Annotated in this window: 21 protein-coding genes and 2 tRNA genes; 19 read left to right on the forward strand and 4 right to left on the reverse strand. The window is 59.5% G+C overall.

Annotated elements, in window-relative coordinates; genetic code table 11:
• The first annotated feature begins 61 nt into the window (after nucleotides 1-61).
• The 12 genes from GIR22_RS05855 (at nucleotide 62) to GIR22_RS05910 (ending at nucleotide 14,398) form a co-directional block, all read left to right on the forward strand.
• Nucleotides 62-922, forward strand: coding sequence for an NAD(P)H-hydrate dehydratase (locus tag GIR22_RS05855; RefSeq protein ID WP_154742411.1), 861 nt, complete (start codon nucleotides 62-64; stop codon nucleotides 920-922).
• A complete protein-coding gene (gene tsaE, locus GIR22_RS05860; protein WP_178122109.1) occupies nucleotides 910-1,380 on the forward strand; it encodes a tRNA (adenosine(37)-N6)-threonylcarbamoyltransferase complex ATPase subunit type 1 TsaE in 471 nt (156 codons plus the stop codon). The genes GIR22_RS05855 and tsaE overlap by 13 nt, the downstream gene beginning before the upstream one ends.
• A gap of 15 nt (nucleotides 1,381-1,395) precedes the next feature.
• Entirely contained in the window at nucleotides 1,396-2,814 is a 1,419-nt protein-coding gene (locus GIR22_RS05865) for an N-acetylmuramoyl-L-alanine amidase (protein ID WP_154742412.1), read from the forward strand.
• 14 nt (nucleotides 2,815-2,828) lie between these two features.
• Nucleotides 2,829-4,727, forward strand: coding sequence for a DNA mismatch repair endonuclease MutL (gene mutL, locus GIR22_RS05870; protein WP_178122115.1), 1,899 nt, complete (start codon nucleotides 2,829-2,831; stop codon nucleotides 4,725-4,727).
• On the forward strand, nucleotides 4,727-5,698 hold the full coding sequence (gene miaA / locus GIR22_RS05875) for a tRNA (adenosine(37)-N6)-dimethylallyltransferase MiaA (protein WP_154742414.1): 972 nt from the start codon (nucleotides 4,727-4,729) through the stop codon (nucleotides 5,696-5,698). The genes mutL and miaA overlap by 1 nt, the downstream gene beginning before the upstream one ends.
• 94 nt (nucleotides 5,699-5,792) lie before the next feature.
• Nucleotides 5,793-6,053, forward strand: a complete 261-nt coding sequence (hfq, locus tag GIR22_RS05880; RefSeq protein ID WP_154742415.1) for an RNA chaperone Hfq — start codon at nucleotides 5,793-5,795, stop codon at nucleotides 6,051-6,053.
• Nucleotides 6,054-6,065: 12 nt separating this feature from the next.
• On the forward strand, nucleotides 6,066-7,367 hold the full coding sequence (hflX, locus tag GIR22_RS05885) for a ribosome rescue GTPase HflX (protein WP_154742416.1): 1,302 nt from the start codon (nucleotides 6,066-6,068) through the stop codon (nucleotides 7,365-7,367).
• 96 nt (nucleotides 7,368-7,463) lie between these two features.
• Entirely contained in the window at nucleotides 7,464-8,639 is a 1,176-nt protein-coding gene (hflK, locus tag GIR22_RS05890) for an FtsH protease activity modulator HflK (protein ID WP_154742417.1), read from the forward strand.
• Nucleotides 8,639-9,505 (forward strand): protease modulator HflC, encoded by an 867-nt coding sequence (hflC, locus tag GIR22_RS05895; RefSeq protein WP_154742418.1) that lies wholly within the window; start codon nucleotides 8,639-8,641, stop codon nucleotides 9,503-9,505. Before hflK ends, hflC begins: the two co-directional genes overlap by 1 nt.
• A gap of 288 nt (nucleotides 9,506-9,793) precedes the next feature.
• Nucleotides 9,794-10,981, forward strand: coding sequence for an ATP phosphoribosyltransferase regulatory subunit (locus GIR22_RS05900; protein WP_154742419.1), 1,188 nt, complete (start codon nucleotides 9,794-9,796; stop codon nucleotides 10,979-10,981).
• Between the two features lie 53 nt (nucleotides 10,982-11,034).
• Nucleotides 11,035-12,324 carry an adenylosuccinate synthase gene (locus tag GIR22_RS05905; protein WP_154742420.1) on the forward strand — a complete coding sequence of 430 codons (1,290 nt, stop codon included), beginning with the start codon at nucleotides 11,035-11,037 and terminating at the stop codon, nucleotides 12,322-12,324.
• A gap of 139 nt (nucleotides 12,325-12,463) precedes the next feature.
• Nucleotides 12,464-14,398: a methyl-accepting chemotaxis protein gene (locus GIR22_RS05910; RefSeq protein WP_154742421.1), complete on the forward strand. Its 1,935-nt coding sequence runs from the start codon at nucleotides 12,464-12,466 to the stop codon at nucleotides 14,396-14,398.
• A gap of 128 nt (nucleotides 14,399-14,526) precedes the next feature.
• Here GIR22_RS05910 and GIR22_RS05915 read toward each other — a convergent pair whose 3' ends face one another.
• From GIR22_RS05915 to GIR22_RS05930, 4 genes are all read right to left on the reverse strand, one after another.
• Entirely contained in the window at nucleotides 14,527-16,092 is a 1,566-nt protein-coding gene (locus GIR22_RS05915; RefSeq protein ID WP_154742422.1) for an ABC transporter permease, read from the reverse strand.
• Nucleotides 16,092-17,117: an extracellular solute-binding protein gene (locus GIR22_RS05920; RefSeq protein ID WP_154742423.1), complete on the reverse strand. Its 1,026-nt coding sequence runs from the start codon at nucleotides 17,115-17,117 to the stop codon at nucleotides 16,092-16,094. Before GIR22_RS05920 ends, GIR22_RS05915 begins: the two co-directional genes overlap by 1 nt.
• Before the next feature lie 169 nt (nucleotides 17,118-17,286).
• Nucleotides 17,287-17,373, reverse strand: a tRNA-Leu gene (locus GIR22_RS05925).
• Between the two features lie 177 nt (nucleotides 17,374-17,550).
• Nucleotides 17,551-17,637: transfer RNA gene (locus GIR22_RS05930), tRNA-Leu, on the reverse strand.
• 224 nt (nucleotides 17,638-17,861) lie between these two features.
• Here GIR22_RS05930 and rnr point away from each other — a divergent pair.
• The 7 genes from rnr to dnaB all read left to right on the forward strand — a co-directional run bounded on the left by rnr (nucleotide 17,862) and on the right by dnaB (nucleotide 25,040).
• Nucleotides 17,862-20,492, forward strand: coding sequence for a ribonuclease R (gene rnr, locus GIR22_RS05935; protein ID WP_154742424.1), 2,631 nt, complete (start codon nucleotides 17,862-17,864; stop codon nucleotides 20,490-20,492).
• Nucleotides 20,489-21,259, forward strand: coding sequence for a 23S rRNA (guanosine(2251)-2'-O)-methyltransferase RlmB (gene rlmB, locus GIR22_RS05940; RefSeq protein ID WP_154742425.1), 771 nt, complete (start codon nucleotides 20,489-20,491; stop codon nucleotides 21,257-21,259). Before rnr ends, rlmB begins: the two co-directional genes overlap by 4 nt.
• A gap of 201 nt (nucleotides 21,260-21,460) precedes the next feature.
• Entirely contained in the window at nucleotides 21,461-21,883 is a 423-nt protein-coding gene (rpsF, locus tag GIR22_RS05945; protein WP_003217491.1) for a 30S ribosomal protein S6, read from the forward strand.
• 28 nt (nucleotides 21,884-21,911) lie between these two features.
• A complete protein-coding gene (gene rpsR, locus GIR22_RS05950; protein WP_003171373.1) occupies nucleotides 21,912-22,142 on the forward strand; it encodes a 30S ribosomal protein S18 in 231 nt (76 codons plus the stop codon).
• A 36-nt stretch (nucleotides 22,143-22,178) separates the two neighbouring features.
• A complete protein-coding gene (locus GIR22_RS05955) occupies nucleotides 22,179-23,072 on the forward strand; it encodes a YybS family protein (RefSeq protein WP_154742426.1) in 894 nt (297 codons plus the stop codon).
• 18 nt (nucleotides 23,073-23,090) lie between these two features.
• A complete protein-coding gene (rplI, locus tag GIR22_RS05960) occupies nucleotides 23,091-23,537 on the forward strand; it encodes a 50S ribosomal protein L9 (protein WP_003171376.1) in 447 nt (148 codons plus the stop codon).
• A gap of 108 nt (nucleotides 23,538-23,645) precedes the next feature.
• Nucleotides 23,646-25,040: a replicative DNA helicase gene (gene dnaB / locus GIR22_RS05965; protein ID WP_154742427.1), complete on the forward strand. Its 1,395-nt coding sequence runs from the start codon at nucleotides 23,646-23,648 to the stop codon at nucleotides 25,038-25,040.
• Nucleotides 25,041-25,057: the final 17 nt, after the last annotated feature.

The raw sequence follows: 25,057 nt of genomic DNA on the forward strand, positions 1-25,057 counted from the left end.
GACAAGAGAAACCGCAGGTTAGATGCGTATAATTCTGCCAGACATCGGAGCTTGAAGACGCATGCCGCAGACAAAACACGAAATAACCGACGTGCAGCAGTTGTTACCCGGCCACTTGCCGCAACTGCCTGCCCGTTCCCCGGATGCCCATAAAGGCCAGTTTGGCCATGTCCTGCTGATTGGGGGCGACCATGGGTTTGGCGGCGCTGCCTTGCTGAGCACGCAAAGCGCCCTGCGCAGTGGCGCCGGCCTGGTATCCCTGGCAACCCGTAGTGAGCACGTTCCGGCCGCCCTGGCCCGCCTGCCGGAAGTCATGATCCTGGGCGTGCATTCGGCCAATCAATTGATGGGGTTGCTGGAAAAGGTCTCGGTGATCGTCATTGGCCCTGGCCTGGGGGAAGCGTCCTGGGGCAAGAGCCTGTTGTCGGTGGCAGCCAATGCCCAACAGCCACAGGTCTGGGATGCCGACGCCCTGAACCTGCTGGCGGCGGGCTCTGTCAGCTTGCCAGCCAATTGCGTGATCACTCCGCACCCCGGAGAGGCAGCCCGGCTAATGGGGATTTCGACAGCCGAGGTTCAGGCGGATCGCCTTAACGTAGCGCGCGCAATGAGTCAGAAGTTCAAGGCGGTGACAATCTTGAAAGGCGCGGGCAGCTTGATTGCCAGTCCTGACGGTCGAGTCGCTCGCTGTGATCAGGGCCACCCGGCGATGGCGACGGCCGGCCTGGGGGATGTGTTGGCCGGTCTGGTGGGGGCTTTGCTGGCCCAGGGGATGCCGGCGTTCGACGCTGCCTGCCTGGCGGTCTGGTTGCATGCTACTGCCGGGGATAGGCAAGGTGTGCTGGGTCGCGGGTTGGCGGCCAGTGACCTGATTCCCGCCATTCGTCAGTTGTTGGAGGAGCAGTCGCCGTGTCTGAAGTAACCCTGTTTCTGGCTGATGAAGACGCCATGGTCGCGTTTGGCAAACGTATTGCCGATGTCACCAAAGGCTCGGGCCTGATCTTTCTGGAAGGGGACCTGGGGGCCGGGAAAACCACGCTGTCCCGGGGGATCATTCGTGGCTTGGGTCATAAAGGCGCGGTAAAGAGCCCAACGTTTACATTGGTCGAGCCCTACGAGATCGGCGAAGTGCGGGCCTTCCACTTTGATCTGTATCGCCTGGTGGACCCCGAGGAATTGGAGTACATGGGCATCCGCGACTACTTCGACGAGAATGCCTTGTGCTTGATCGAATGGCCGGACAAGGGCACAGGCTTTTTGCCAAAGTCTGACCTGACCATTACCATTAGCCCACATGACAGTGGACGTCAGCTGAAGTTGTTGCCCCAAGGCGCGCGCGGTGAGTCGTGGTGCGCCGCCTTGGCATTGGAATTCAAATAATTGGTGGGGTTAGGTATGCGCTTTCGCGCGTTGGTTGCTGTCGTAGGGGTGTTGCTTGCGGCAATGACCGTCAATGCTCTGGCCGCTTCACAGGTGCGCAGTGTCCGCCTGTGGCGGGCACCGGATAACACACGACTGGTATTCGACCTGTCTGGCCCGGTCCAGCACAGCGTCTTCACCCTGACGGCGCCGGATCGCCTGGTGATCGACATCAACGGTGCGACCCTGGCCGCGCCGTTGAACGTTGCCACGGCCAATACCCCGATTATTGCGATGCGCTCGGCCCAACGCACGCCGTCGGATTTGCGGGTGGTTATCGACCTGAAAAAGGTCGTGACCCCGAAGAGCTTCTCTCTGACGCCCAATGCCCAGTATGGCAACCGGCTGGTGGTCGACCTGTTTGACAACCCCGCCGACGCCGCGCCGCCGCCTGCTCCAATCCCCAGGGTCGCGACGGTACCTGCGGTGCCGGTCAACCCCTCGCAACCTCAGGTCAAGCTACCGCCGCCGCCCGCTTCAACAGGCAGGCGCGACGTCATCGTAGTGATTGACGCCGGTCACGGCGGTGAAGACCCAGGTGCTTCCGGCTCTCGTGGCCAGCACGAAAAAGACGTGGTACTGGCTATCGCCCGAGAACTGCAGCGTCAGATCAATGGCATGAAAGGTTATCGCGCCGAGTTGACCCGTACGGGTGATTATTTCATTCCGCTGCGCGGTCGCACCGAGATCGCCCGCAAGAAGGGCGCTGACCTGTTCGTCTCGATCCACGCTGACGCCGCGCCGTCACGGGCGGCCTTTGGCGCCTCGGTGTTTGCCCTGTCTGATCGCGGTGCCACGTCCGAGACCGCCCGCTGGCTGGCGGACAGTGAAAACCGCTCCGATTTGATCGGCGGGGCTGGCAATGTGTCCCTGGATGACAAGGACCGCATGCTTGCGGGTGTGCTGCTGGACCTATCGATGACTGCCTCGCTGACCTCCAGCTTGAACGTCGGCCAGAAGGTCCTGAGCAATATTGGCCGGGTGACGCCACTGCATAAGCAGCGAGTGGAGCAAGCCGGGTTCATGGTGCTCAAGTCGCCGGATATTCCATCGATCCTGGTGGAAACGGGCTTCATCTCCAACTCCAAGGAAGCTTCAAAACTGGCTACCCGCAGTCACCAGCAAGCCTTGGCGCGCTCCATCAGCGCCGGTGTCGGGCAGTTCTTCCAGCAAAATCCGCCACCGGGCACTTATGTCGCCTGGCTGCGGGACTCCGGAAAAATCGCCCAGGGCCCTCGTGAACATCGGGTCCAGCCCGGCGACACCCTGGCCATGCTGGCGGTGCGTTTCCAGGTTTCGGCGGCTACGTTGCGCAGTGCCAATCAGCTGAAAAGCGATGAATTGAAAGTGGGCCAAGTGTTGACGATTCCCAGCACTGAATTGGCGGCACAGTAATGAGCGAATCGATTTTGAACAACGCCTCGCGCATCGAATTGCTCAGCCCGCGGCTGGCCAACCAGATTGCCGCGGGCGAAGTGGTCGAGCGGCCAGCGTCGGTGATCAAGGAGTTGCTGGAAAACAGCATCGATTCCGGAGCCAAGCGTATCGACGTCGACGTCGAGCAAGGCGGTGTCAAGCTGCTGCGGGTGCGTGACGATGGCAGTGGCATCTCTTCCGATGACCTGCCGCTGGCCCTGGCCCGTCACGCCACCAGCAAGATTCGCGACCTGGAAGACCTGGAGCGGGTGATGAGCCTGGGGTTTCGTGGTGAGGCACTGGCCTCCATCAGCTCTGTGGCGCGCCTGACCCTGACCTCTCGTACCCAAGGCGCCGATCAGGCCTGGCAAGTGGAAACCGAAGGCCGTGACATGGCGCCCCGGGTCCAGCCGGCCGCCCATCCGGTAGGCACCTCGGTAGAAGTGCGCGACCTGTTTTTCAATACCCCGGCGCGGCGTAAATTCCTCAAGGCCGAAAAAACCGAATTCGATCACCTGCAAGAAGTCATCAAGCGCCTGGCCCTGGCCCGTTTCGATGTGGCTTTCCATCTGCGTCACAACGGCAAGACTATTCTCAGCCTGCACGAAGCCAACGATGACGCGGCGCGTGCTCGCCGGGTGTCGGCGGTTTGCGGCGCAGGCTTTCTTGAGCAGGCGTTGCCGATTGAGATTGAGCGCAATGGCTTGCGCTTGTGGGGTTGGGTGGGTTTGCCGACCTTCTCCCGTAGCCAGGCGGATTTGCAGTATTTCTTTGTAAACGGCCGGGCTGTGCGCGACAAGCTGGTGGCCCATGCGGTGCGCCAGGCTTATCGCGATGTGTTGTTCAATGGGCGGCACCCGACCTTTGTACTGTTTTTCGAGGTCGACCCAGCCGTGGTGGACGTCAATGTGCACCCGACCAAGCACGAAGTACGCTTTCGCGATGGGCGCATGGTTCACGACTTCCTCTACGGTACCTTGCACCGTGCGCTGGGCGATGTGCGTCCGGATGATCAGATGTCTGCGCCGATTGTGACGGCGGTGGTCCGGCCTAGCGGTTCGGAAGCTGGTGAGTTTGGCCCTCAGGGCGAAATGAGCCTGGCGGGCAACCTGCTGCAATCGCCGCAACCTCAACCGAACTACACCGCACCAGGGTCTGGTGCCGGGGCGGGTTATCAGTACCAATACACCCCGCGCCCGCAATCAGCCGTGCCGGTGGCCGAGGCCCAGGCGGCCTATCGCGAATTTTTTGCTCCACTGCCGGGTGCCGAGCCGGGCGCTGTCGCCTTGCCAGAGGGCGGCGGTGATGTTCCGCCGCTGGGCTATGCCCTGGCGCAGCTCAAGGGCATCTATATTCTCGCGGAAAACGCCCAGGGGCTGGTGTTGGTGGATATGCACGCCGCCCACGAGCGGATCATGTACGAGCGATTGAAGATCGCCATGGCCAGTGAGGGCTTGAGCGGCCAGCCACTGTTGGTCCCGGAGTCCCTGGCGGTCAGCCAGCGCGAAGCTGATTGTGCGGAAGAGCACGTCAGCGTGTTCCAGAAACTCGGTTTTGAATTACAACGCCTGGGGCCGGAAACCTTGGCCATCCGGCAAATTCCGGCGCTGCTCAAGCAGGCCGAAGCCAATCGTTTGGTGGCCGACGTGCTGGCAGACCTGATGGAGTACGGCACCAGTGACCGTATCCAGGCGCACATCAACGAGTTGCTCGGTACCATGGCCTGTCACGGTGCAATCCGCGCCAACCGACGCCTGGCCCTGGCGGAAATGAACGGCTTGTTGAGGGATATGGAAAACACCGAGCGTAGCGGTCAATGCAATCATGGCCGCCCGACCTGGACCCAAATGGGCCTGGACGACCTGGACAAATTGTTCTTGCGCGGCCGTTGATGGGTACTCTCCCTCCGGCCATCTTCCTGATGGGACCTACCGCAGCCGGCAAGACCGACCTGGCTATTGAACTGAGCAAGGTCTTGCCTTGCGAACTGATCAGTGTCGATTCTGCCCTGGTTTACCGGGACATGGACATCGGCACCGCCAAACCCTCCAAAGAGCTGCTGGCACAATATCCGCACCGGCTGATCGACATCATCGACCCGGGCCAGAGCTATTCGGCGGCGGATTTTCGCGCCGATGCCCTGGCGGCCATGGCTGAAATCACCGCGCGGGGCAATATTCCGCTGCTGGTGGGTGGCACGATGCTCTATTACAAGGCGTTGCAGGAAGGCCTGGCCGATATGCCGCCGGCGGATCCCCAAGTGCGCGCCGAGTTGGAGGATGAGGCGGCACGCCTTGGCTGGCAGGCGCTGCATGATCAGTTGGCGGCGGTGGATCCGGTGTCCGCCGCGCGAATTCACCCCAACGATCCCCAGCGCCTGTCACGAGCCCTGGAAGTCTGGCGGGTCAGCGGTCAAACCATGACCGCCCATCGACTGAGACAATCTGCGCAAAGTACTGATGTAGGCGCATCTGGACAGTCACAATTGCCCTATACTGTGGCGAACCTGGCCGTCGCTCCGGCGAATCGACAGGTTCTGCATGAGCGAATTGCACAAAGATTCACAATTATGTTGGAACAGGGGTTTGTGGATGAGGTCGTAGCACTGCGTTCCAGAGGTGACCTGCATCCCGGGCTGCCTTCGATACGTGCTGTAGGTTACCGCCAAGTCTGGGATCATCTGGATGGCAAGTTGACGTCAGCCGAAATGCAGGAGCGCGGCATCATTGCCACGCGCCAATTGGCGAAGCGCCAGTTCACATGGCTACGCAGCTGGGCTGACTTGCATTGGCTGGATAGTCTGGATTGCGACAATCTGTCACGTGCCTTGAAATACTTGAGAACGGTCTCCATATTGAGCTGAGTCCTTGCAATTGCCGTCTATCCTTGGGGGTGTGACGGTCACGAGCTATCTATTTTCCGATTTTTTATTATTGATCCTTAAAGGAGTGCGGCACATGTCAAAAGGGCATTCGCTACAAGACCCTTACTTGAATACTTTACGTAAAGAGAAAGTTGGGGTTTCCATCTATCTGGTCAACGGCATCAAGCTGCAAGGTACGATCGAGTCTTTCGACCAGTTCGTTATCCTGTTGAAAAATACCGTCAGCCAGATGGTCTACAAACACGCTATCTCGACAGTAGTGCCGGTTCGTCCAATTCGTCTGCCTAGCGCAACCGATACCGAACAGGATGACGCTGAGCCAGGTAACGCCTGATAGGAGTCTCCTTTGTTCTTTGAGCGCCACGGTGGTGGTGAGCGAGTGATCCTCGTTCACTTGGATGGACAGGACCCTGAGGCGCGCGAAGATCCGCAGGAGTTTCAGGAGCTGGCAAATTCGGCCGGCGCCGAGACCGTTGCGTTTTTTAACGTGCCGCGTCATCGGCCAACCGCCAAATTCTTGATCGGCAGCGGCAAGGTCGAGCAATTGCGCGATCTGGTCCATGCCGAACACGCAGACCTGGTGATTTTCAATCACACCCTCACGCCCAGTCAGGAGCGTAACCTCGAACGTGTTTTCGAGTGTCGCGTGATCGACCGCACGGGCTTGATTCTCGATATTTTCGCCCAGCGCGCCCGTACCCATGAAGGCAAGCTCCAGGTCGAACTGGCCCAGCTTGATCACATGAGCACCCGGCTGGTGCGAGGCTGGACTCACCTTGAACGCCAGGGTGGTGGTATCGGTATGCGTGGTCCGGGTGAAACCCAGTTGGAAACCGATCGGCGTCTGCTGCGGGTTCGTCTGCGCCAGATCAAGGGCCGCCTGGAAAAAGTACGCAGCCAGCGCGAGCAGTCGCGACGTGGCCGTATGCGTGCAGATATTCCTACCGTGTCCCTGGTTGGCTACACCAACGCCGGCAAATCCACGCTGTTCAACAACGTGACGAAATCGGACGTGTATGCGGCCGACCAACTGTTCGCCACCCTCGACCCGACCTTGCGCCGCCTGGACGTGGACGACCTGGGGCCGATTGTGCTGGCCGACACCGTGGGTTTCATTCGTCATTTGCCCCACAAGCTGGTCGAGGCATTTCGGTCTACGCTCGAAGAGTCGAGTAACTCCGACTTGCTGCTGCACGTGATCGATGCGGCCGAACCTGACCGTATGTTGCAGATTGAGCAAGTGATGGTGGTGCTGGGCGAGATTGGTGCCCAGGACTTGCCGATCCTCGAGGTCTATAACAAACTCGATTTGCTTGAGGGCGTTGAGCCGCAAATCCAGCGTGACGAAAATGGCAGGCCTCAGCGGGTCTGGCTTTCGGCGCGCGATGGTTCGGGGCTTGAGTTGCTCAAACAAGCGATTGCCGAGTTGCTGGGCAACGATTTGTTTGTTGGCACCTTGCGCTTGCCGCAGCGTTTTGCTCGACTGCGTGCACAGTTTTTTGAGTTGGGCGCGGTTCAGAAAGAAGAACACGATGAAGAGGGTGTCAGTCTGCTGGCCGTTCGATTGCCACGGGCAGAGCTGAATCGGCTGGTCAGCCGTGAAGGTATCCAGCCGATGGATTTCATCGAACAACACACTTTGCAATAAAAGCCTGAGAAAGCGGTTGTGCCGCTGTAGCAGGCATTCTGTAGCATTGGTCGGCGCGCCGTGGGTGCGTCTTTGCTTTATCAGATGGAGAGCGCTATGGCTTGGAATGAGCCGGGTGGCAACTCGAATAATCAGGATCCTTGGGGTGGTAAACGCCGCAACAATGGCGACCGCAAGGGGCCACCGGATCTCGACGAGGCCTTCCGAAAGCTGCAGGAAAGCCTGAATGGGTTGTTCGGTGGTGGAAAAAAACGTGGTGGTGACGAGGGTGGTCGCACGAGCAAGGGCGGTGGTTACGGCTTGCTTGGCCTGGCACTCGTTGCGCTGGCGGCCGTTTGGCTGTACAGCGCAGTCTATGTGGTCGACGAGCAGGAGCAGGCCGTAGTGCTGCGCTTCGGCAAGTACTACGAGACCGTCGGCCCCGGCCTGAATATCTACTTCCCGCCGATCGACAAGAAGTACATGGAGAACGTCACGCGTGAGCGTGCCTACACCAAGCAGGGCCAGATGCTGACCGAAGACGAGAACATCGTCGAGGTGCCGCTGACCGTGCAGTACAAGATCAGCAACCTGCAGGACTTCGTACTGAACGTCGACCAGCCGGAAATCAGCTTGCAACATGCGACCGAAAGCGCCCTGCGCCACGTAGTGGGCTCCACCGCGATGGACCAGGTGCTGACCGAAGGTCGTGAATTGATGGCCAGCGAGATCAAGGAGCGCCTGCAACGGTTCCTCGATACTTATCGCACTGGTATCACCGTCACTCAGGTCAACGTACAGAGCGCAGCGGCACCACGTGAGGTGCAGGAAGCCTTCGATGACGTGATCCGTGCCCGTGAGGACGAACAGCGTTCGCGCAACCAGGCTGAGACCTACGCCAATGGCGTGGTGCCAGAAGCCCGTGGTCAGGCCCAGCGCCTCCTTGAAGATGCCAACGGTTACCGTGATGAAGTGGTCTCCCGCGCCAAAGGTGAGGCGGATCGCTTTACCAAGCTGGTAGTCGAGTATCGCAAGGCACCGGAAGTCACTCGTGAACGTCTGTACCTGGACACCATGCAGGAAGTCTTCAGCAACACCAGCAAGGTCCTCGTGACTGGCAGCAAGGGTGGGCAGAACAATCTGCTTTACTTGCCGCTGGACAAGATGATTGACAGTGGTCGTAGTGGCAGCAGTACGCCGTCCAGCAGTTCGACTGCCGCAGCCAATGAGGCGAGCGCCCGTGCGGCCGCTGACTTGCAGCAACAGCAAACACGTACCAGGGAGAGTCGTTGATGAGCAATAAATCGCTGACCGCTCTGATTTTGGGCGTCGTCGTGGTCATCGCTGCCTGGAACTGCTTCTACATCGTGGCTCAGACCGAGCGCGCGGTGTTGCTGCAATTCGGTCGTGTGGTCCAGGCGGATGTCCAGCCGGGCTTGCATGTGAAAATCCCCTACGTCAACCAGGTGCGCAAGTTCGACGGCCGCCTGATGACGCTGGATGCACCGACACAGCGTTTCCTGACCCTGGAAAAGAAAGCCGTGATGGTTGACGCCTACGCCAAGTGGCGCGTCAAGGATGCCGAGCGCTTCTACACCGCGACTTCCGGCCTCAAGCAGATTGCCGACGAGCGTTTGTCGCGCCGTCTGGAGTCGGGCCTGCGTGACCAGTTTGGTAAGCGCACCCTGCATGAGGTGGTATCCGGTGAGCGTGATGCCTTGATGGCGGATATCACGGGTTCACTGAACAAGATGGCTGAAAAAGAGCTGGGCATCGAAGTCGTCGATGTTCGGGTCAAGGCCATCGACCTGCCGAAGGAAGTGAACCGGAGCGTGTTCGAGCGCATGAGCACCGAGCGTGAGCGTGAAGCTCGTGAGCACCGCGCCAAGGGTAACGAGTTGGCTGAAGGTATCCGTGCGGATGCCGATCGTCAGCGCCGTGTACTGTTGGCAGAGGCTTATCGCGAGTCTGAAGAGGCTCGTGGTGACGGTGATGCTCAAGCGGCGGCAATCTACGCCAAGGCATACGGCCAGGACCAGGAGTTCTACGCGTTCTACCGTAGCCTGCGCGCCTACCGTGAAAGCTTCGCGAACAAGACCGACGTCATGGTGCTTGACCCAAGCAGTGATTTCTTCCGCTACCTGGAAAAATCCAAGTAACTCGAAGCTCACTCCGTCTGGCGGCTAAAATGTCGGGCGGGGTGATCCTTTGGGAAAACGGGTGTATGATGCGGCAGCCGGGAAATTCCCGGCTTTTTTGCGTCTGCATGTTTGATTGTCGTTTGTTGCTGTGAGGCGACAGGTTTTTCGAGGAAAGTGCCCGACGAGGCCGATTGCTGGTCGTTCGTCACGTCGCTCTTGCGCGTGGTTTATGCAGGGGCTGGGCATTTCTGCTTCACTCAAGGCTCGCCCGAGGGCAGGCCGCCCGGATCATAGGGGAATGGCGTAATGGCAACGGTAGACCGCTGGCTGCTGCCAGATGGCATCGAAGAAGTACTGCCACCTGAGGCTGCGCGTATTGAAATCGCGCGCCGCCAGGTGTTGGATCTGTTCCAGAGCTGGGGTTACGAGTTTGTCGTGACCCCTCATATCGAGTACCTGGAATCCCTGCTGACCGGCGCGGGCCAGGACCTGGATTTGCGCACCTTCAAGGTCATCGACCCACAGTCGGGTCGGCAAATGGGTTTTCGTGCCGACATCACCCCGCAGGTGGCGCGCATCGATGCGCACACCTTGCGCCGTGAAGGTCCGAGCCGCCTGTGCTATGCCGGCAGTGTGTTGCATGCCCAGCCGCGTGCGTTGTCGTCTTCACGCAGTCCTATCCAGTTGGGCGCCGAGCTGTATGGCGATGCCAGCCCGAGCAGCGATGTGGAAGTCATCAGCCTGATGCTGGCCATGCTGCAACTGGCGGACGTGCCGGATGTGCACATGGATCTGGGGCATGTGGGGATCTACCGTGGCCTGGCGCGTGCCGCGGGCTTGTCCGGTGAAGTGGAGCAACAGTTATTCGATGCCCTGCAACGCAAGGCCATCGATGAAGTCATTGCCCTGACCGAGAGTGTGCCTGCGGATCTGGCCGGCATGCTGCGTTCGTTGGTGGATCTGTGTGGTGGTCGCGAAGTGCTGTCCGCTGCCCGTGATCGCCTGGCAAATGCACCGGCCCCGGTCCTGGCAGCCCTGGACGACGTACTGGCGATTGCCGAGCAACTGTCTGCGCGGTTCCCGCAGTTGCCGCTGTATTTTGACCTGGGTGAGTTGCGCGGCTACCACTACCACACCGGTGTGGTGTTCGCGGTGTTTGTCCCGGGGGTTGGCCAAGCCATCGCCCAGGGCGGTCGTTATGACGATATCGGCGCCGATTTTGGCCGCGCCCGTCCGGCGACCGGTTTTTCCACCGACTTGAAAACCCTGGTGACCCTGGGGCGTGCTGAGGTCGAGTTACCGTCTGGCGGTATCTGGATGCCCAACAGTACGGACTCGGCACTCTGGCAGCAGGTTTGCCAGTTGCGCAGTGAGGGTCAGCGCGTTGTCCAGGCTTTGCCTGGGCAGCCATTGGCCGCCGCCGGTGAGGCGGACTGCGACCGCCAATTGATTCAGCAGAACGGGCTTTGGCAAGTATCGCCACTGGCTTCTTGAGTTTTCCTGCCGGCGACGCCGGCACCAAGTTTGCGCGAATGAGGACAAGTGTTATGGGTAAGAATGTCGTAGTCCTGGGCACCCAATGGGGTGATGAGGGCAAAGGCAAGATCGTTGATCTGCTGACCGAACATGCTGCCGCCGTAGTGCGCTACCAAGGTGGCCACAACGCGGGTCACACCTTGGTGATCGATGGCGAAAAAACCGTCTTGCACCTGATCCCGTCGGGCGTACTGCGCGAAGGCGTGCAGTGCCTGATCGGCAACGGTGTGGTAGTTGCGCCCGACGCCCTGCTGCGGGAAATCAACAAGCTCGAAGAGAAAGGCGTACCGGTGCGTGAGCGCCTGCGTATCAGCCCGTCCTGCCCACTGATTCTGTCTTACCACGTCGCGCTGGACCAGGCCCGTGAAAAGGCCCGTGGCGAGCTGAAGATCGGTACCACCGGTCGCGGCATCGGCCCGGCGTACGAAGACAAGGTTGCTCGTCGCGGCCTGCGTGTTGGCGACCTGCTCAACATGCCGCGTTTTGAAGACAAGCTGCGTGAGCTGGTGGAATACCACAACTTCATGCTGGTTGGTTACTACAAAGAGCCAGCCATCGACTACGACAAGACTCTGGCCGAGTGCAAGGAATACGCTGAGCTGCTCAAGCCGCTGATGTTGGACGTGACTGCCGAGCTGCACGACCTGCGCCGCGCTGGCAAAGACATCATGTTCGAAGGCGCCCAAGGTTCGTTGCTGGACATCGACCACGGCACCTACCCGTACGTGACCAGCTCTAACACCACCGCTGGCGGCGTTGCTACTGGCTCGGGTGTTGGCCCTATGTTCCTCGACTACATCCTGGGCATCACCAAGGCTTACACCACGCGTGTAGGTTCGGGGCCGTTCCCGACTGAACTGTTCGATGAAGTCGGTGCTCACCTGGCTAAACAAGGACACGAATTCGGCGCGACTACCGGCCGTGCTCGTCGTTGTGGCTGGTTCGACGCGGTTATCCTGCGTCGCGCCATCGATGTGAACAGCATTTCGGGCATCTGCCTGACCAAGCTGGACGTACTCGACGGTCTGGAAACCATCAATATCTGCGTCGGCTACAAAGATGCAGAAGGGAAGGACATCGCCCCGACTGATGCTGATAGCTACTTGGGGCTGCAGCCTGTGTACGAAGAAGTGCCGGGTTGGACCGAATCGACCGTGGGTGCAAAGACCCTGGAAGAGCTGCCCGCTAACGCCCGTGCCTACATCGAGCGCGTTGAAGAGCTGATCGGCGCGCCGATCGACATTATTTCGACGGGCCCGGACCGCAACGAAACCATCGTTCTGCGCCATCCGTTCGCTTAATAAGCTGTTGATGTAAAAAGCAAAGGGCCCTTGAATGGGCCCTTTGTCGTTTCTGTCTGTTGTACGGCACGACCCTTGCTGTGATTCCTTCTTTCGCGGTGCCATCAATTTAATGGCATCCATGGTAGAGGGATTCTCGATGTCTGCCGTTCTTTCGTTGTTACAAAGCCGTCTGTTGCGGCCGGTGTTCGTTACCCTGGGTATCGCTCTTTTGGTGCAGGTATTGGTGGCTGTTGCTCTGACTCGGATCACGATCACGGCTCTGGAGGCTGATTTGGGCAGTCGCCTGGGCGTGGACAGCCAGAAACTGTCAGGCGAACTGACGCAGGCTGGCAAGGAAGTCACATCCAGTTTGGACAGCCTGTCTTCCAGTACCCGTCAGCGCCTCACCACGGGGTTGTCTTCGCGCTTGCAGGAAGAGCAGAAGCAACTGCGGGCGACCCTGGAAAAAGACCTGAAAGACTCGGCCAATGACATGGCGCAGTTGTTGGCTTCGGTGGCGCCTCGTGCCATGTGGGACAGCGATGTGCCTGCTTTGTCGGAGTTCGCTCGCCGCGCCCAGCGCAATCCCAATGTGTTGTTCGTGGTTTACGATGATGCTGCCGGCCAGCATCTGACTCGCTACTTGAACCGGGGAAACCCGATCAACAAGGCGCTGCTGGAAAAGGGCCGGGGCGAGCGTGCCTTGGATAAAGTACTGGATGCGGCGAAAAACGACTCGTCCGTCTATTACCTGGAATCATCCATCAGCCCCAACGGAGTGGAGATCGGCAAGGTCATCATGGGGGTTTCGACCGTCGCGGTGGATGCCGAGCTGGCCGCGCTGGACCAGCGTTTCGCCGCGCTCATTGCCAGCAGTGATCAATTGGTGGGTGATAGCCTCAAGGGGGCTGCGGCTGATAGCGCAGTGGCCATGGGTATGCGACTGCAATCGGCGCAGGCCACGGCGACCGAGATGTCTGCCAATACTACCAGTGCTGTGCGGGAGGCCGCAGGGACCTTGCGCTGGCGGATTGGCATGAGCCTGGCGGTGGTCGGTTTTGCTGTGTTGCTGCTGGTTGCGGTGGTGCTCGGGCGTCGTGTGGTCAGTCGCTTGAAGCTGTTGATCACCGCCATGGATGATCTGGCGGCCGGCGAGGGCGACTTGACCAAGCGCGTACAGATCAACAGTCGGGACGAGATCGGCGCCATGGCTGCGGCGGTCAATCGCTTTGTGGATAAGTTGCAGCCGATCGTGCGTGAGGCGGGTGATGTGGCCCAGCGCACCGGGGTGGAAATCAGCGCGATGACCCTGCGCAATGCCGGCGCCGATGCCGCCGCTGGTCTGCAGCGCGATGAGGTGGCTGAAAGCTTGCGAGCGCTGTCACAGATGGCTGATGAGGCTCAGGCGGAAAGTCACGCCATGCAGGCGGCATTGCAGCAGGTGGTGGGTATTCGCCAGGCCACGGATGAGAATGCCCGGACTTCCGCCGAGGTTGGTGGCTTGATTGAGGCGTTGGCGGGGCAGGTGGACACTGGAGCCAAGGTTATCGAGCGCTTGGCCCGGCAAAGCGAACAAATTGAAGTGGTGCTGACGGTGATCCACGGGATTGCCGAACAGACCAATCTGTTGGCGCTCAACGCTGCCATCGAAGCGGCGCGGGCTGGCGAGACCGGCCGCGGCTTTGCCGTGGTCGCGGACGAGGTGCGGGCGCTGGCCAGTAAAACCCAAAGCTCCACCGGTGATATCCAGGCGCACATTGTGGCCTTGCAGCAAGGCGCGCGTGAGGCGGTGGAAACCATCGGCAAGGCCGGGCGCCAGGCCAGCGAAGGTTTGCTGGTGTTGCGCGACAGCGTGCGTTTGCAGCAGTCGGTGCAGGCTTCGGTGGAGCAAGTGCATGCGGCGATTGGCCTGGCCACCCGCGCAGCTGAGCATCAGGCTCAGGGAGCGCATGCGGTGCGTGGGCGGGTCGAGGTGATTCACGCCCAGGCCGAGCGTGCTGCGCAGGCGGTGGTGGAGACCACGGCCAGCGGCAAGGTGCTGGATGGGTTGGCGGCGCAGTTGAAGGCGAGTCTGGGGCAATTTCGCGCATAGCACTGTAGGGGCGGGCTTGCCCGCGAAAAACGTCAGCGATAACGCGGGCATCCTGGGTGCGCGCGGCGCTCTCAGGTTTTTCGCGAGCAAGAACCAGGCATCCCCCTCGCTCCTGCAGTAGAGGGGTCTCAGCGGCTCAGGTACATCCGGGTCGTTAACAAGTACACCGGCAACCCCGACACCAGAATCAACAGCGCGGCATAAGGCGCCGCTGCCGCAAATTCCACATTCGAGGTATGCGCCCATACAGCTGTCGCCAATGTGTTCAGGCCAGTCGGGCTAAGTAATAAGGTCGCCGTCAGTTCCTTCATCGCATCCAAAAACACCAACGCAAATGCCGCTCCCAGTGCCGGGAAGATAATCGGCAGGGTGACCCGGCAAAATGCACTGAACGAGGATGCTCCCAGCGTTCGTGCAGCCTCCTCCAGCTGTGGCGCCGCCTTGTTCAATGCGGTACGAATCGGTGCCTGGGCCAGTGGCAGGAACAACAGTGCATAAGCAATCAGCAGCAATCCAGACGTCTGATACAGCGCCGGCACGTAGTGCAGGGCGAAATACACCAAGGCCAGCGCAATCACCAATCCGGGCAGGGCGTGCAGCAGATAGGGCAGGCGTTCGGCCCATAACGCCAGCCGGCCCTTGTAGCGCACCACCAGCAAGCCGACAGGCACCGCCAGTACCAGGCACAGTGCGGCGCCACCCAGAGACAGTGCCAGGGACGACAACAGTGCTTCGCTGATTTCGGCCACCGGAAATGCCGCTGAAGAACCTACCGCCAGCCAGTAGCCGAGCATCCCCAGGGGAATGCCGCTGCCAATGCTCGCCAGCAACAAACAATATAACTGCCCCAATGGCGCCCACTGGCCGAGCCGTACCGGTTCGGCATGCCGGGCAGCGCCCTGGCCGGTGCGCACATGGCGGCCCTTGCCGCGTACTCGCAGCTCCAGCCACAGCAGGGTCAGGCACATCACCAGCAGCACTGCCGAGAGCATTGCCGCATTGGCATTGCTGAATTCCAGTTCGAACTGCTGATAGATTGCTGTGGTAAAGGTCTGCAGGCCGATGATCGACAAGGCGCCGAACTCCACCAGCATATGCAGGGCGATCAACAGTGCGCCGGCCAGCAGCGCCGGCCACAGCAGCGGCAGGGTGACACGAAAGAATACGCCCCAGCGATTCAGCCCAAGGGTGCGAGCCGACTCTTCCAGGGAGGGATCAAGGTTGCGCAGGGTAGCTGCCACAGGCAGAAACACCAACGGGTACTTGGACAGGGTCATCACCAGGATCGCCCCGCCCAGCCCTTCGAAGTTCGCGCTCAGGGACACCCAGGTGAAACTGCTGACAAATGCCGGTACCGCAAATGGCAGGCACAGAACCACACCCCAAATGCGTCGCCCTGGCAGATTGCTGCGTTCCAGCAGCCAGGCCAGTGACAGGCCGATCACGCCGCAGGCTACGGTGACACCTACCATCAGCGCCAGGGTGTTGCGCAGCAAGCCGAACACATAGGGTCGCCACAGCAAATGCACGGCCTCGGCCCAGCCGGCCTGCCACGTCTTGAGGCCTACATATGCCAGCGGCAGCAGGCTCAGGCCCACCAACAGCAATACGGGCAGCAGCAGCCAGATCGAAGGGCGCTTGCGTCGTGGAATAAAACCCCCGCGCAAGGCGGGGGCGGGTAGCGATGGGTTCATCAGTTCAAGCCAACCTCACGTTCCAGCTCCAGGGCTTCTTCGGCGTTGCCCAAGTCGGCGGGGGTGACTTTTGGCGGTTGCAGTTCACTGAAGGGCTTGAGGCCGCGGCTGGATTCCATGCCTTTGCGCAGCGGATATTCAGCCGAAGTGTTGGTGATGACGCGCTGGCCTTCTTCGCTGGCCATGAACGCCAGCAATTGCTGGGCTTCTTTCGGGTGCTTGCTGGACTTCAGTGCTGCGGCGGCGGACACGGTGATCAGGCCGCCGGCATCACCGTCAGTGAAGTAGTGCAGTTGGGAATCCAGATTGGTTTTTTCTTTCTTGAGGGCGAACCAGTAGTAATTGTTCACCAGGACGGTGGCAACTTCGCCGTTTTCCACGGCTTTGAGTGCAACCATGTTGTTGCTGTAGACCTTGCCGAAAGCGCGCAGGCCGGTGAGCCACTCTTCAGCGGCTTCGCGGCCGTGCAGCTTGATGATTGCCACGGCCTGTTCCTGGAACGCACCGCTGGTGGGTACGAAGCCGACCTTGCCTTGCCACTCGGGCTCGGCAAACTCCAGCACTGACTTGGGCAGCTCTTGCTCGGTAATCAGTTTTGGGTTGAAAGCAACCACTCGGGTGCGAGCGGTCACGCCCATCCAGGCGCCGTTGCCCGCGACATATTCCTTGGGTAGCACACTCAAGGTGCTGTCATCGATCTTGGCCAGCAGGCCTTGCTCGCCCAGTTTGTTCAGCGGTGGCGATTCTTCGGTATAGATCACGTCGGCAGGAGAGCGGTCGCCTTCTTCGACAACCTGGCTGGCCAGTTGGTTACTGCTGCCCTTGCGCACGTTTACGTGGATGCCGGTCTTGGCTTCGAAGGCCTTGGCGAGTTCATCGCCGACCTCCTTGTGCTGGCCGTTGTACAAGGTCAGTGCAATCTTGTCGGCACAATAGGCGGCGGGTGAGAGCAGCGCCAGGCCGAACAGAGTGATGGTCAAGCCACGCAGAAGGGATGTCTTGAGACGAGTATCGCGGATCATCATCCAGGGAGTTCCTCACTTGAGTGCAACAAATCATTGCAAGGATAAACGATAAAGGTTCTCAGGTGCGGCCCGAGGAGCATTCGCAGGAAAAATCTCGGGTGCCAGAAACGCAAAAACCCGCTTTCGCGGGTTTCTGTGAGGCTTGAGGTTAAAACCTCAAGCTTTAAATTGGTGCCCAGAAGAAGACTCGAACTTCCACGACCTTGCGGTCACCAGCACCTGAAGCTGGCGTGTCTACCAATTTCACCATCTGGGCAGTATCAGCAACGTTGCCGCTGTTGATGAGGCGAACTATACGGAGGGCTTTTTGATCTGTAAACCCCTGATTTGAAATTATAAATCAGGTTTTCCGTTAAGAATCAAAGACCTGTAAAACAAAAAACCCGCTTTCGCGGGTTTTTGGAAACCCGAAGGATAACCTTGGGTTTTGAATTGGTGCCCAGAAGAAGACTCGAACTTCCACGACCTTGCGGTCACCAGCACCTGAAGCTGGCGTGTCTACCAATTTCACCATCTGGGCAGTATCGTCAACGTTGCCGTCGTCGATGGCGCGCACTATACGCAGAGCACTTTTGACTGTAAAGCCCTGCCATCAAAAAAGCCTGGAAAATTTCTCCAGTGGTCGTGCATGGTGTATTTCGGGGGCTGCAAAGGGCTTTTAACGGCTTGTTGGTGCCTGAAATTTCCCGTTTCAATACGCGTATGCCAAACTAACCCGCATATAGACAAGGTGAAAACTCTCTAATGGCCGATTGGCAGTCCCTCGATCCCGAGGCCGCTCGTGAAGCGGAAAAATATGAAAACCCTATTCCTAGCCGCGAACTGATTCTGGCGCATCTCGCCGATCGGGGTTCGCCTGCTAGCCGCGAGCAGTTGGTCGAAGAGTTTGGTCTGACCACCGAGGACCAGCTCGAAGCCCTGCGCCGCCGCTTGCGCGCCATGGAGCGCGACGCTCAACTGATCTACACCCGCCGCGGCACCTATGCGCCGGTAGACAAGCTCGACCTGATCCTGGGTCGCATCAGTGGCCACCGTGATGGTTTCGGCTTCCTGATCCCGGATGACGGCAGCGACGACCTGTTCATGAGCCCGGCGCAAATGCGCCTGGTGTTCGATGGCGATCGTGCCCTGGCGCGTGTATCGGGCCTGGACCGTCGCGGTCGTCGTGAGGGCGTGATCGTCGAAGTGGTGTCTCGTGGCCATGAGACCATCGTCGGTCGTTACTTCGAAGAAGGCGGCATCGGTTTTGTCGTCCCGGATAACCCGAAGGTTCAGCAGGAAGTGCTGATTACCCCGGGCCGCAACGCTAATGCCAAGGTCGGTCAGTTCGTCGAGGTGAAAATCACCCATTGGCCAACCCCGCGCTTCCAGCCCCAGGGTGATGTGGTTGAAGTGGTCGGCAACTACATGGCGCCGGGCATGGAGATCGACGTTGCGCTGCGCACTTACGATATTCCTCACGTCTGGCCAGAGGCCGTGATCAAGGAAGCCCGCAAGCTCAAGCCGGAAGTTGAAGAGAAAGATAAAGAGAAGCGCATCGACTTGCGCCATCTGCCGTTCGTCACCATTGACGGCGAAGATGCCCGTGACTTCGATGATGCGGTCTACTGCGAGGCCAAGCCTGGCAAATTGCGTCTGTTCTCCGGCGGCTGGAAGTTGTACGTGGCCATTGCCGACGTCTCCAGCTACGTGAAGATCGGCTCGGCCCTGGACAACGAAGCCCAGGTGCGCGGCAACTCGGTGTACTTTCCTGAGCGCGTGATCCCGATGCTGCCTGAACAACTGTCCAACGGCTTGTGCTCGCTGAACCCGAAAGTCGACCGTTTGGCCATGGTGTGCGAGATGACTATCTCGAAAACCGGCGAAATGACCGATTACCAGTTCTACGAAGCGGTGATCCACTCCCAGGCGCGCCTGACCTACAACAAGGTCAGCACCATCCTGGAGAAGCCGAAAACCAGCGAAGCCAAGGCATTGCGCGATGAGTACGGTCATGTCGTACCGGACCTCAAGCAGCTGTATGCGCTGTACAAGGTGCTGCTGGGCGCACGTCACATTCGTGGCGCGATCGATTTTGAAACCCAGGAAACCCGGATCATCTTCGGTTCCGAGCGCAAAATTGCTGAAATTACCCCGACTACGCGTAACGATGCGCACAAGCTGATCGAGGAGTGCATGCTGGCGGCCAACGTGGCCACCGCTGAGTTCCTGAAAAAGCATGAAATTCCTGCGCTGTACCGGGTCCACGACGGTCCGCCTCCGGAGCGTCTGGAAAAGCTGCGCGCATTTCTCGGCGAGCTTGGCCTTTCCCTGCACAAAGGCAAGGACGGCCCATCGCCGAAGGACTACCAGGCTCTTTTGGCCAGTATCAAGGGCCGTCCGGATTTCCACCTGATTCAGACCGTGATGCTGCGCTCCCTGAGCCAGGCGGTGTACAGCGCCGATAATCAGGGCCACTTCGGCCTGAATTATGAGGCGTACACCCACTTCACCTCGCCGATTCGCCGTTACCCGGACTTGCTCACGCACCGGGCGATCCGCAGTGTGATCCATTCCAAGATGAACACCCCGCACGTCAAGCGCGCCGGTGCCATGAGCATTCCCAAGGCACGGATCTATCCGTACGACGAAGCCGTTCTGGAGCAGCTGGGCGAGCAGTGCTCCATGAACGAGCGCCGCGCCGATGAAGCCACCCGTGACGTGGTGAACTGGCTCAAGTGTGAGTTCATGAAAGATCGCGTGGGTGAGTCGTTCCCGGGTGTGATCACTGCCGTGACCGGCTTTGGGCTGTTCGTCGAGCTGACGGACATCTACGTTGAGGGGCTGGTGCACGTCACGGCCTTGCCAGGTGACTACTATCACTTCGATCCTGTGCACCACCGCCTGGCGGGCGAGCGCACCGGGCGCAGCTTCCGCTTGGGCGATACGGTTGAGGTGCGGGTCATGCGCGTCGACCTCGACGAGCGCAAGATTGATTTCGAGATGGCGGAAAAAACCATCAGCGCACCAATTGGCCGCAAGAAGCGTGGTACTGAAACCGCCGCTCCTGCTGGCAAGGGCGCGCCTACCAAAGCCGCTGCCGAGGCTGCGCCGGCGAAGGTTGCCGGCCGTCGCACCTCGAGTAAGGAAAAAGCCCCCGAGACTTATCGTCCAAGCGATGCTGCGGCGAAAAATGCCGAGTTGCGTAAAAGCCGTGAACTGAAACAGGCACTGCTGAACGAAGCCAAAAGCGGTGGTAAAGCGGCGTCTGGGGGAAAGCCCCAAGGGGCGGACAAGCCGTCGAGCAAGTCGAGTAAACACCGTAAAGGCCCGCCCAAAGCGGGTTCGGCTCCCGCAAAAAGCGGCGGGTCGCGCAAACCTAAGGCCAAGTCATGAGTCTGGAAAAAATCTACGGCGTACACGCCGTAGAAGCATTGCTGCGTCACCACCCAAAACGCGTCAAGCAAGTATGGTTGGCTGAGGGTCGCAGTGACCCGCGCGTACAGGCGCTGGTCGAGCTGGCCAACGAAAACCGTGTGGCGATCGGCCAGGCCGAGCGTCGCGAAATGGACGTGTGGGTCGAAGGCGTTCACCAAGGCGTAGTGGCTGATGTGAGCCCGAGCCAGGTCTGGGGCGAAGCGATGCTCGACGAGCTGCTCGATCGTACCGAAGGTGCGCCGCTGTTGCTGGTGCTCGATGGCGTGACCGATCCGCATAACCTTGGTGCCTGCCTGCGTTCGGCGGATGCTGCCGGTGCGTTGGCGGTGATCGTGCCTAAAGATAAGTCGGCAACCTTGACGCCAGTGGTGCGTAAAGTTGCGTGTGGCGCGGCCGAGGTGATTCCCCTGGTGGCCGTGACCAATCTGGCGCGTACCCTGGAAAAGCTCCAGCAGCGCGGCCTGTGGGTCGTGGGTACGGCGGGGGAGGCTGAGGTCAGCATTTATGACCAGGACCTGACTGGCCCGACCATCCTGATCATGGGCGCCGAAGGCAAGGGCATGCGTCGCCTGACTCGTGAGCATTGCGATTATCTGGTGAACCTGCCGATGGCGGGTAGCGTCAGCAGTCTCAACGTTTCGGTCGCAACCGGCGTATGCCTGTTCGAGGCCCGGCGCCAGCGTGGTGCCAAGGCCAAAAAAGCAGCCGCTCCTCGGAAGCCATAAGCTTCAAGCTGCAAGTTTAGACGCGAGGTGGATTACCACTTGTAGCTTGTCGCTTGCAGCTTCCCCCCTGCTCCTCTACTATTGCGCCCCTTGCCTTCCCGGCGGGCACGCATGTGCCTCCCTTTGGCAAGATCCATAAGTGTCATTCACTCCTTGTCTGACCGTTTTTGAGCGGCAGGCTACAACCCGTAAGGAGCATTCATGCGTCATTACGAAATCATCTTTTTGGTCCACCCGGATCAAAGCGAGCAAGTCGGCGGCATGGTTGAGCGTTACACCAAGCTGATCGAAGAAGACGGCGGCAAAATCCACCGTCTGGAAGATTGGGGCCGTCGTCAACTGGCCTACGCAATCAACAATGTTCACAAGGCTCACTACGTGATGCTGAACGTTGAGTGCACTGGCAAGGCCCTGGCCGAGCTGGAAGACAACTTCCGCTACAACGATGCAGTGATCCGTAACCTGGTCATCCGTCGCGAAGAAGCCGTTACCGGCCAATCCGAGATGCTCAAGGCTGAAGAAAACCGCAGTGAGCGCCGTGAGCGTCGCGACCGTCCTGAGCACGAAGGCGCTGAAAGCGCTGATAGTGATGACAGCGACAACAGCGATAACGCTGACGAGTAATCCACGGACCTTTTAAGGAGCCTATCAAATGGCACGTTTCTTCCGTCGTCGTAAGTTTTGCCGCTTCACCGCTGAAGAAGTGAAGGAGATCGACTACAAAGATCTCAACACTCTGAAAGCCTATGTATCCGAGACCGGCAAAATCGTTCCAAGCCGTATTACCGGTACCAAAGCTCGCTATCAGCGTCAGCTGGCCACCGCTATCAAGCGCGCCCGCTTCCTGGCCCTGCTGGCCTACACCGACAGCCACGGCCGCTGAGACCAGGCAGTCGACAAGTAGTAAGGGATTGAATGCATGCGCGCCTTAGCTGAGTTCATCATGCGCGGTCGTGTGCAGGCCACTCTGGTAGTGGCTGGATGTGCAGCATTGCCGTTGTTGTATTGGTTGGGTGCTGCCGCGGGAAGCTTCGTGCTCCTGCGGCGCGGTTTGAAGGACGCTATTGGCGTTCTTGCCTTGGGATTGCTGCCGGCCTTGATCTGGTGGCTGCAATTCGATGATCCACGGGTACTTCTGGTACTGCTGGGGTCATCGAGCCTTGCGTTGGTTTTACGCGCAAGTGAGTCCTGGGCCCGTACGCTGCTGGTCAGCGTGGCATTGGGGTTGGTGTATTCAGTGATGCTTGGCGCGGCTTTCCGCCCGCAAATCGAAGCGCTGGCGCAGGAGATTGTCAAAATCCTGCCCTTGGCCCTCGGGGATCTCTACCAGCAGTTGTCGGTAGATGAGCGAGCGCGTTTTGTGGCACTGATTGCACCGGTTCTAACCGGCTTGATAGCGGCATTGTTGCAGGTTGTCAGCGTGCTGAGCCTGATTCTTGGGCGTTATTGGCAAGCGTTATTGTACAACCCGGGTGGTTTTGGTCGCGAATTTCGCAGTATCAGAATCCCTGCGGGGCCGGCGATGTTGCTGCTGGCGTGCATGGTTGTCGGACCGAACTTCGGCCCACAAATGGCCATGTTGACGCCGTTGTGCAGCGTACCGCTGGTGTTCGCCGGGCTGGCCCTGATTCACGGGCTGGTCGCGCGCAAGCGCCTGGCCAGGTTCTGGCTGGTGGGGTTGTACGTCACGCTGTTGCTGTTTATGCAGCTGATCTATCCGTTACTCGTGGTTTTGGCCATTGTCGACGGCCTGATTGATTTTCGCGGTCGTCTGGCGTCGAAAGACGCCGATAACGCGAACGGTGAAGGTTAAAAGTTAGAGGATTTTCACATGCAACTGATCCTTCTGGAAAAAGTCGCCAACCTGGGCAACCTGGGCGACAAAGTGAACGTTAAGGCCGGTTACGGTCGTAACTACCTGCTGCCATACGGCAAAGCTACCGCTGCAACCGCTGCCAACCTGGCTGCGTTTGAAGAGCGTCGTGCTGAGCTGGAAAAAGCAGCAGCAGACAAAAAAGCTTCGGCCGAAACTCGCGCTGCCCAACTGGCTGAGCTGGAAGTGACTATCACTGCCACCGCCGGTGACGAAGGCAAGCTGTTCGGTTCGATCGGCACCCACGACATCGCTGATGCACTGACCGCCTCCGGCGTTGAAGTGCAGAAGAGCGAAGTTCGTCTGCCGAACGGCACCATCCGCAACGTAGGTGAATTCGACGTAGCCGTGCACCTGCACGCTGAAGTTGAAGCCACCGTACGCGTTGTAGTGGTAGCGGCTTAAGCAGCACCTAACTGACTGGCACCTCGCGTGCCAGGCGGTTAACATCGGGCACGATCCTGTTTACAGGTCGTGCCTTTTGTTTTTCTACAACCCCAATTTCAAGTGGCCATGAACGATATCTCCGCTCCTGAGCAATACGATCTGCAAACCGCTGCCCTGAAGGTGCCGCCGCACTCCATCGAGGCCGAACAGGCCGTGCTCGGTGGCTTGATGCTGGACAACAACGCCTGGGAACGTGTGCTCGATCAAGTCTCGGACGGTGACTTCTATCGGCATGACCACCGCCTGATCTTCCGCGCCATTGCCAAGCTGGCCGATCTGAACTCCCCCATCGACGTCGTGACCCTTGCCGAGCAATTGGACAAGGAAGGTCAGACTTCGCAGGTGGGTGGTCTCGGTTACCTGGGTGAATTGGCGAAAAATACCCCGTCCGTTGCCAACATCAAGGCCTATGCGCAGATCGTCCGTGCGCGGGCGACCTTGCGGCAACTGATCGGCATCGCCACGGAAATCGCCGACAGTGCCTTCAACCCGGAAGGGCGCACGGCTGAAGAGATCCTTGACGAAGCCGAACGGCAGATCTTCCAGATTGCCGAGGCGCGGCCGAAAACCGGCGGCCCGGTGAGCGTCAATGACCTGCTGACCAAGGCCATCGACCGCATCGATACCCTGTTCAATACCGACAACGCCATCACCGGCCTGTCCACCGGCTACACCGACCTTGATGGCATGACCAGCGGCTTGCAGCCATCCGACTTGATCATCGTCGCCGGCCGTCCGTCCATGGGTAAGACCACGTTCGCCATGAACCTGGTGGAGAACGCCGTTCTACGCAGCGAAAAAGCCGTACTGGTCTATTCCCTGGAGATGCCAGGTGAGTCGTTGATCATGCGGATGCTCTCGTCCCTGGGCCGCATTGACCAGACCAAGGTTCGGGCCGGTCGCCTGGAAGACGACGATTGGCCGCGCCTGACCTCGGCAGTCAACCTGCTCAACGACCGCAAGCTGTTCATTGATGACACCGCGGGTATCAGTCCTTCGGAAATGCGTGCGCGCACCCGACGCTTGGTGCGTGAGCATGGCGAGATTGGCCTGATCATGATCGACTACCTGCAACTGATGCAGATCCCCGGCTCCAGCGGTGACAGCCGAACCAACGAGATTTCCGAAATCTCCCGCTCGTTGAAAGCCCTGGCCAAGGAGTTCAACTGCCCGGTGGTTGCGCTTTCGCAGCTCAACCGTTCCCTGGAGCAGCGTCCGAACAAACGCCCGATCAACTCCGACTTGCGGGAATCCGGAGCGATCGAGCAGGATGCTGACGTGATCATGTTCGTGTACCGGGACGAGGTTTATCACCCGGAGACCGAGCACAAAGGCATCGCCGAGATCATCATCGGCAAGCAGCGTAACGGTCCAATCGGTACCACGCGCCTGGCGTTTATCGGCAAATACACCCGTTTCGAAAACCTTGCGCCGGGCAGTTACAACTTCGACGACGAGTAAAGTACCCCGCCAATTCC

The organism is Pseudomonas karstica, assembly GCF_009707515.1.
GTDB classification, from domain to species: domain Bacteria; phylum Pseudomonadota; class Gammaproteobacteria; order Pseudomonadales; family Pseudomonadaceae; genus Aquipseudomonas; species Aquipseudomonas karstica.